Below are 6,517 nucleotides of genomic sequence, written 5' to 3' on the forward strand. Positions count from 1 at the left end.
GCCCCCACCCCGGACCAAGCCGCGCCCCTAGACCTGTTTAAGGCGCTCGAAGCCGCGGTCACGGCCGCCCACGCCGGCGCTGCGATCCTGCAGGCCTACGCGCACAAGCGCTCGGAGCTGGTCATCGACCTGAAAGCGCGCAATGACCTGGTGTCGCAGGCCGACCGCGAAGCCGAGATCGCCATCATCGAGGTCCTGCGCGCACGCACCCCGCAATTCGGCATCGTCGCCGAGGAAACCGGAGGAACGCCCTCCGGCCCGGCGAGCTGGTACATCGACCCGCTCGACGGCACCACCAACTTCGTCCACGCCATTCCCCACTACGCGGTCTCCATCGCGCTGGTGGCCAACCAAGACTGCGGCGTCGCGTTCGACGACGCCAAGTGCGAGCCCGGCCCGGTGGTCGGGGTCATCTACGACCCGTGCCGGGAGGAAATGTTCACCTGCGTACGCGGCGTCGGCGCATGGCTCAACAGCCATCGCATCCAGTGCTCGCGCACCGGCAGCCTGGCCGATGCGCTACTGGCCACCGGCTTCCCGTACAGCGACATGTCCTTCACCGACAACTACCTGCCCATGCTGCGCGACGCCATGCACGGCACCCGCGGCGTGCGGCGCAACGGCGCGGCAGCGCTGGACCTCGCGTGGGTGGCCTGCGGCCGGTTCGACGGCTACTGGGAACTGCGGCTCAAGCCCTGGGACATTGCCGCCGGAACGCTGCTGGTGCGCGAGGCGGGCGGCCTGGCTTTCGACCCATACGAACGTTCTCCCTGGCCAGAGCATGGCGACATCGTCTCCGGCTCGCCCGAGATCGCCAAGGCGCTGCATGCCCTGATCGCGCCCAACCTGAAGCACTGACCTTCCCGGCCCCACCGCTGCCGCAACGGCAACGGTGCGCTCATTATTCGTTGCTTGTTGATGCGGCCCGGCGCTGTTTAACCTGCTCGGGGTCGCTATCAACGAGGACACCATGAGCGAGCTTTTCCTGCCGGCCGACCCTTACCCCTGGCCCTTCGACGGCGACCTGCAGCCCTCGAACACGGCTTTGATCGTCATCGACATGCAGACGGACTTCTGCGGACATGGCGGCTACGTGGACCAGATGGGCTACGACTTGTCGCTCACGCGCGCGCCGATAGAGCCCCTACGCAACGTGCTTGCGGCCATGCGCAGCGCAGGCTTCCACATTCTCCACACCCGGGAGGGGCACCGGCCCGACCTCTCCGACCTGCCGGCCAACAAGCGCTGGCGCTCGCGCCGCATCGGCGCCGGCATCGGCGACCCCGGCCCCTGCGGGCGGATCCTGGTGCGCGGCGAACCGGGCTGGGAAATCATTCCCGAACTGGCTCCGCTGCCGGGTGAGCCCATCATCGACAAGCCGGGCAAAGGCTCCTTCTGCGCCACGGACCTCGACCTGATCCTACGCACGCGCGGCATCCGCAACCTGGTACTGACGGGCATCACCACCGACGTATGCGTCCACACCACCATGCGCGAGGCCAATGACCGCGGCTACGAATGCCTGCTGCTCGAAGACTGCTGCGGCGCGACGGACCGCGGCAATCACGAGGCCGCCATCAACATGATCAAGATGCAGGGTGGCGTGTTCGGCGCCGTGGCCGACTCCCGCACGTTGCTGGCGGCCCTGGGCGCCAAGCTACCCGAGGCAGCGGAGGCGGCGCAATGAACGAACCGCTGGTCTTCGCAAGCGCGCTCAGCCGCGTACCTGGGCAGCTGGAATGGGGCGTGCTGCGACCGGGCGTCGCGGTGGCCTGGCTTTACCGCGAACCGAACGGCGGCCCGGCGGCCGCCTACCTGCGCTACGAGCCGGGAGCGTCCGTGCCACTGCACCGCCACCCCGGACTCGAGCACATCCTGGTGCTGGAAGGTGAACAGCAGGACGAGCGCGGCGTCTATCCGGCCGGGACGCTGGTGGTCAACCCGCCCGGCACGCAACACAGCGTCCAGAGCTCCAAGGGGTGCCTGGCACTGTTGGTCTGGAACCGGCCCGTGGAGATGCTCGAAGCCTGACGCCCGCCGGGCTCAGCGTACGACCATCAGGCCAATGCGCACCTGCGACTTGGCCCGCACGTTGTAGTCCAGCAGCGTTTCGCCATAGCCGTTGAAGTACTGGACGTGCAGGAAGCCGTTCAGTTTGCCCAGGCCGAGCTTGCGCAGCGGATAGGCCATGTCGACTTGCAGCGAGCCCTTCTCGTGCCCTTTGCGCGCCAGGGCCGACACCATGAGGCCATCGTCCCTGGCCCAGCGGAGCTGGTAATCGACGTGGCCGCGGTAGTCCGCAATGTCGGGGTTGCCCTTGCGCGTGACGTAGTACTTGATCTTGGGGCCGAAACTCAGGGTGCTGCCATCCTCGAAGCGGTAGCGCAGCGTCGGGCGCGCGTACAAGGAGTTGATGGCCCGCGAGTCGTCGTCGCCGCGGCCGTTGGACTCATGCTCGAATCCTCCGTCGAATCCGAGAGACTTGCGGCGGTCCGGCGACTCCCAGACGCGCTCGGACAGCCAAAACACCGACGGGCGATAGCTGCTGTCGCGGAAGGGTGCGGAGTTCTCGCCAATGTCCCAAAGCGAGGTTTGCGTGTAGCCGAGGTAGAGGTTGTTCAAGAAACCGCTCTCCCGCTCGTCGTCGGGTTGGAACAACCGGAACTTCAGGCTGATCTGGAAACGCGCGTTCAGGTGTGGCCGGGCGCCGAGGCTGAAGTAAACAGGCTCGTAGGGCGAAAGCGCGCTGCGGAAGCGATCGAGCACAGAGCGATCGTCGCTCGCGGCGGGCGGCGGCCCTTGCTGCGCCGTGCTGCGCGCCGCACCGTCGTCCACTAGGTCGCCCGTGCCTGCCAGCACGCCCGCATCCGGAACCCGGGCCCCACCGGGCGCGGCCGGATCGACGATGGGACCGACCGCCGGCGCTGCGACGATCTCGCCCCTCTCGGCCGATGTGGCGTCGAGGGCCAGCAGCACAGGCTCGCCTTCGATTGCAATGGCCTGCAATCCGCGGGCCTGTGCGGGAACGGTCACCGACCAGCTGGCCCGCGAGAATTGCCCCACCGGGACCTGGAGCACGGCGCGTCCGCCGTCCAGGCGCGCGGGCGTGCGAACGACGTTGCCCTGGGCGTCCCGCCACTGCAGGATGAGCTCCTGGGGGGCGTCCCAGGTTGCCGTGGCATTGCCTTCGTTGAAGAACATGGCTTCGACGCGCACGGTTTCGCCCGGCCCGGCCTGCAACCGGTCCAGCCGGAACGTCACGCCCGCCTCTGCGCCCTGCAGGGGCACCAGCGCCGCTGCGACACAAGCGCCGAGGGGCACCAGCGCGCGATGCAAGTGGCCGCGCCCGCTACCGCGGAGGCGGCCTGCTGTCTTACTCAGCATCAACTCTCCCGAACGACGCCCCGCTGGGGCAGATGACGCAATTGTAGGGGCAGCGCCAGCCTTCGCGGACACGCCTGGCCTATGCGCCCTGCCCGCCCGCGCGCAATTCACGGCGCAAAATCTTGCCAACGTTGCTCTTGGGCAATTCCTCGCGGAACTCGACGTGGCGCGGACGCTTGTACCCCGTCAACCGGTCGCGGCAGAAGTCCTTGATGTCTTGTTCGGTCAGTGCCGGGTCGCGCTTGACCACGACGACCTTCACCACCTCTCCCGAATGCTCGTCGGGCACGCCTATGGCTGCACATTCGAGCACGCCGGGATGCTGCGAGACCACGGCTTCGACATCGTTGGGATAGACGTTGAACCCGGACACCAGGATCATGTCCTTCTTGCGGTCCACGATGCGGATGTAGCCGCGTTCGTCCATGATGCCGATGTCGCCCGTCTTGAAGAAACCGTCCGGCGTGAGTACGCGCGCGGTCTCTTCGGGCATGTTCCAGTAGCCCGCCATGACCTGCGGCCCGCGCAGGGCGATCTCCCCCTGCTCCCCATGCGGCACGGGCTTGCCGTCGTCATCGAGGATCGCGGCTTCCGTCGACGGCAGCGGGATGCCGATGGTGCCCGAGTACGCCTTGATGTTGATGGGCGTGCAGCAAGCCACCGGCGAGGTTTCGGACAAGCCATAACCCTCGCACAACGGAGACCCGGTCACGGCCACCCAGCGGTCGGCCACGGCCTTCTGCACGGCCATGCCGCCGCCCACGCTCACGCGTAGCCCCGAGAAATCAAGCGAGGCGAATTCCGCGTTGTGCAGCAGGGCGTTGAATAGCGTGTTGACGCCGGGAAACAGCGTGAAGCGATAACCCGACAGCGTCTTCACCATCTCCGGAATGTTGCGAGGGTTGGTGATCATCACGTTCAACCCGCCTGCGTGCATGCCCAACAGCGCGCATACCGTCAGTCCGAAGATGTGATAGAGCGGCAGCGCGCAGACAAAAATCTCCTGCGCCCGCAATCCGTCCGCGGCCGCAGGCCTGTCGCCGGTCAACAGCCAGGCGTCGGACTGCAAGACGTTGGCGGCCACGTTCCGGTGCAGCAGGATCGCTCCCTTGGCCACGCCGGTGGTGCCGCCCGTGTATTGCAGGAAAGCGATGTCGTCGGGGCCGACCTCCACGGGCTCGAGCGGCAGGCGGGCGCCCCAGGCCAAGGCCTGCCTGAAGGTGACGGCACCCGGCAGGTGAAAAGGCGGCACCAGCTTCTTGACCCGGCGCACGGCGAAATCGACCATCCTGCCCTTGATGGCCCCCAGCAAGTCGCCCATGGCGGCAACGACCACGTGCCGCACGGCGGTGGCCGACATGACCTTCTGCAAAGTGTGGGCAAAGTTCTCCAGGATGATGATGGCCTGGGCGCCACTGTCCTTCAATTGGTGTTCGAGTTCCGGCGCGCTATAGAGCGGATTGACGTTGACGACCGTGTAACCGGCGCGCAGCACGGCCGCGATGGCGACCGGATACTGCAGGATGTTCGGCATCATCAGGGCCACGCGCGCGCCGCGCTCCAGGCCCAGCGACTGCAGCCATGCCGCCAACTGGCGCGACAGGCGGTCGACGTCGCGGAAGGCAAGGGTCTTACCCATGCAGACGAAGGCCGGGCGCGCCGCGAACTTTTCGAACGCCTCCTCCAGCAACTGGACCAGGGATCGATATCTATCCGGATCGATCTCGGCGGGAACGCCTGGCGGGTAATGCGCCAACCACGGTTTGTCCATTGATTGTCTCCTGCATGGGTCCATGCCGCATCGTCGCACGGCTACCGGGCGGATGATAGCGGAGCCGCCTGGAGCCGTTCGGTCTCCCGTTCCAGCACGCGCCGCCGCTCCGCATATGGCATCCGCGCCAGCGTGCGCGCCTGGGCAAGGAAAGGCGCCAGGCTGCCGTCATGGCAGGGCCCACAGCGATCCGCCATGGCACGCAAGGCCGGCACCCACTGCTGGTACGTGCCGATCGCGGCGAAATGCGCGTTGTTGAGCGGCTGCCCCATCCATGCGTCATAGCCGGAAAAGCCGTCCCATTTCTCGCGCTTGATGCGCTCGTAGCGTTCGCGCAGGCCCGCGATGATCTCGGCCTTGCGCGCGCGCAGCCTGGCGGCTTCCTCCGGTTCCAGGCCGGCGGGCCCGGGAGACACGGGCGGCGGGCCGTGGCGCCCGCCCGCCTCGCCATAGGCCTGCGCCAACTGCCGGCGCGTTTCCATCAGCAGCTCGATGAAATCGCGCCGGCGCCGGTCGAAAGCCTCGTAGGCCGGCCGCAGGCTCCGGTTCTCCGGCAGGTCCAGCCAACGCTCGACGCCTATCCGCTCCACCACCGTCGCCAGGGATTCGTTGAAGCTCGTATCGTTCTTCGCATAGACGGCCTGGTGCGTCAACTCATGGAAAACCAGGCGCGCCACTTCGCCCGGCGGCAGGCGGATGAAGGTATTGACCAGGGGATCGGCATACCAGCCCAGCGTCGAATAGGCCGGAACGCCGCCCACGTAGACGTCCCACCCCTGCGCGCGGAGGGCATCGGCAGCCTTTTTCGCCTCTGCCTCGCTGTAGTAGCCCCGGTAGTCGAGACAGCCGACGATGAGGAAACACGAGGGCTTGAGGCGCAGCGACAGCTCGGGCGCCGCGAATACGTTCCAGACGACGTAAGGACGCTTGACGTCGGCATAGCGGGTATAACTGTCGTTGTCCGGCAGCCCGAGCACCTCGCTCGCATAACGCCGGGCAGACTGCGCATAACGCAAACGGGTGCGCAGGTCCTCGGGCGTGGACGGATCGGCCAGGACCTGCTCCAGCGGGCGCGCGGCCTGCAGCAGCGCCGAGTGACCGGCGATGGACTGCATGTAGTACTCCAGGTTGGCGCAACCGGCCAGCGCCACCGCCAGAACCAGCGCGCAAAGCCCCCTCCACCGGGGCGGGCGCGCCCGTCTCGTTACACTCGCCATATACAAGCTCATTGGTGATAATGAGTATGGTAACCGTCGCGCTCGGGCACCCGAAGCCCCACCCCCCGGCGCTCCTTCGCCGCTCCCATTGCCGCCATGGCCCGCCCTGTCGCGGCGCACCCCGGCAGGGCGGCCACTCATTCAG

6 protein-coding genes are annotated in these 6,517 nt (G+C 67.2%); 3 read left to right on the plus strand and 3 right to left on the minus strand.

Going from position 1 to position 6,517, the window contains the following annotated elements; genetic code table 11:
- Positions 1 to 33: 33 nt before the first annotated feature.
- From IRZ12_RS14355 to IRZ12_RS14365, 3 genes are all read left to right on the plus strand, one after another.
- Complete coding sequence (locus IRZ12_RS14355) at positions 34 to 858, plus strand: inositol monophosphatase family protein (RefSeq protein WP_296469675.1); 825 nt, start codon at positions 34 to 36, stop codon at positions 856 to 858.
- 112 nt (positions 859 to 970) lie between these two features.
- On the plus strand, positions 971 to 1,687 hold the full coding sequence (locus tag IRZ12_RS14360) for a cysteine hydrolase family protein (protein WP_296469665.1): 717 nt from the start codon (positions 971 to 973) through the stop codon (positions 1,685 to 1,687).
- A complete protein-coding gene (locus tag IRZ12_RS14365; protein WP_296469667.1) occupies positions 1,684 to 2,031 on the plus strand; it encodes a cupin domain-containing protein in 348 nt (115 codons plus the stop codon). Before IRZ12_RS14360 ends, IRZ12_RS14365 begins: the two co-directional genes overlap by 4 nt.
- Positions 2,032 to 2,043: 12 nt before the next feature.
- Here IRZ12_RS14365 and IRZ12_RS14370 read toward each other — a convergent pair whose 3' ends face one another.
- The 3 genes from IRZ12_RS14370 to IRZ12_RS14380 form a co-directional block, all read right to left on the minus strand.
- Positions 2,044 to 3,384, minus strand: coding sequence for a phospholipase A (locus IRZ12_RS14370; protein WP_296469670.1), 1,341 nt, complete (start codon positions 3,382 to 3,384; stop codon positions 2,044 to 2,046).
- Positions 3,385 to 3,463: 79 nt separating this feature from the next.
- On the minus strand, positions 3,464 to 5,155 hold the full coding sequence (locus IRZ12_RS14375; protein ID WP_296469672.1) for a long-chain-fatty-acid--CoA ligase: 1,692 nt from the start codon (positions 5,153 to 5,155) through the stop codon (positions 3,464 to 3,466).
- A 41-nt stretch (positions 5,156 to 5,196) separates the two neighbouring features.
- Entirely contained in the window at positions 5,197 to 6,372 is a 1,176-nt protein-coding gene (locus tag IRZ12_RS14380; protein ID WP_296469673.1) for an aminopeptidase, read from the minus strand.
- Between the last annotated feature and the right edge of the window lie 145 nt (positions 6,373 to 6,517).

The sequence above is a fragment of the Pigmentiphaga sp. genome, assembly GCF_019689535.1.
Taxonomy (GTDB): Bacteria; Pseudomonadota; Gammaproteobacteria; order Burkholderiales; family Burkholderiaceae_B; genus Pigmentiphaga.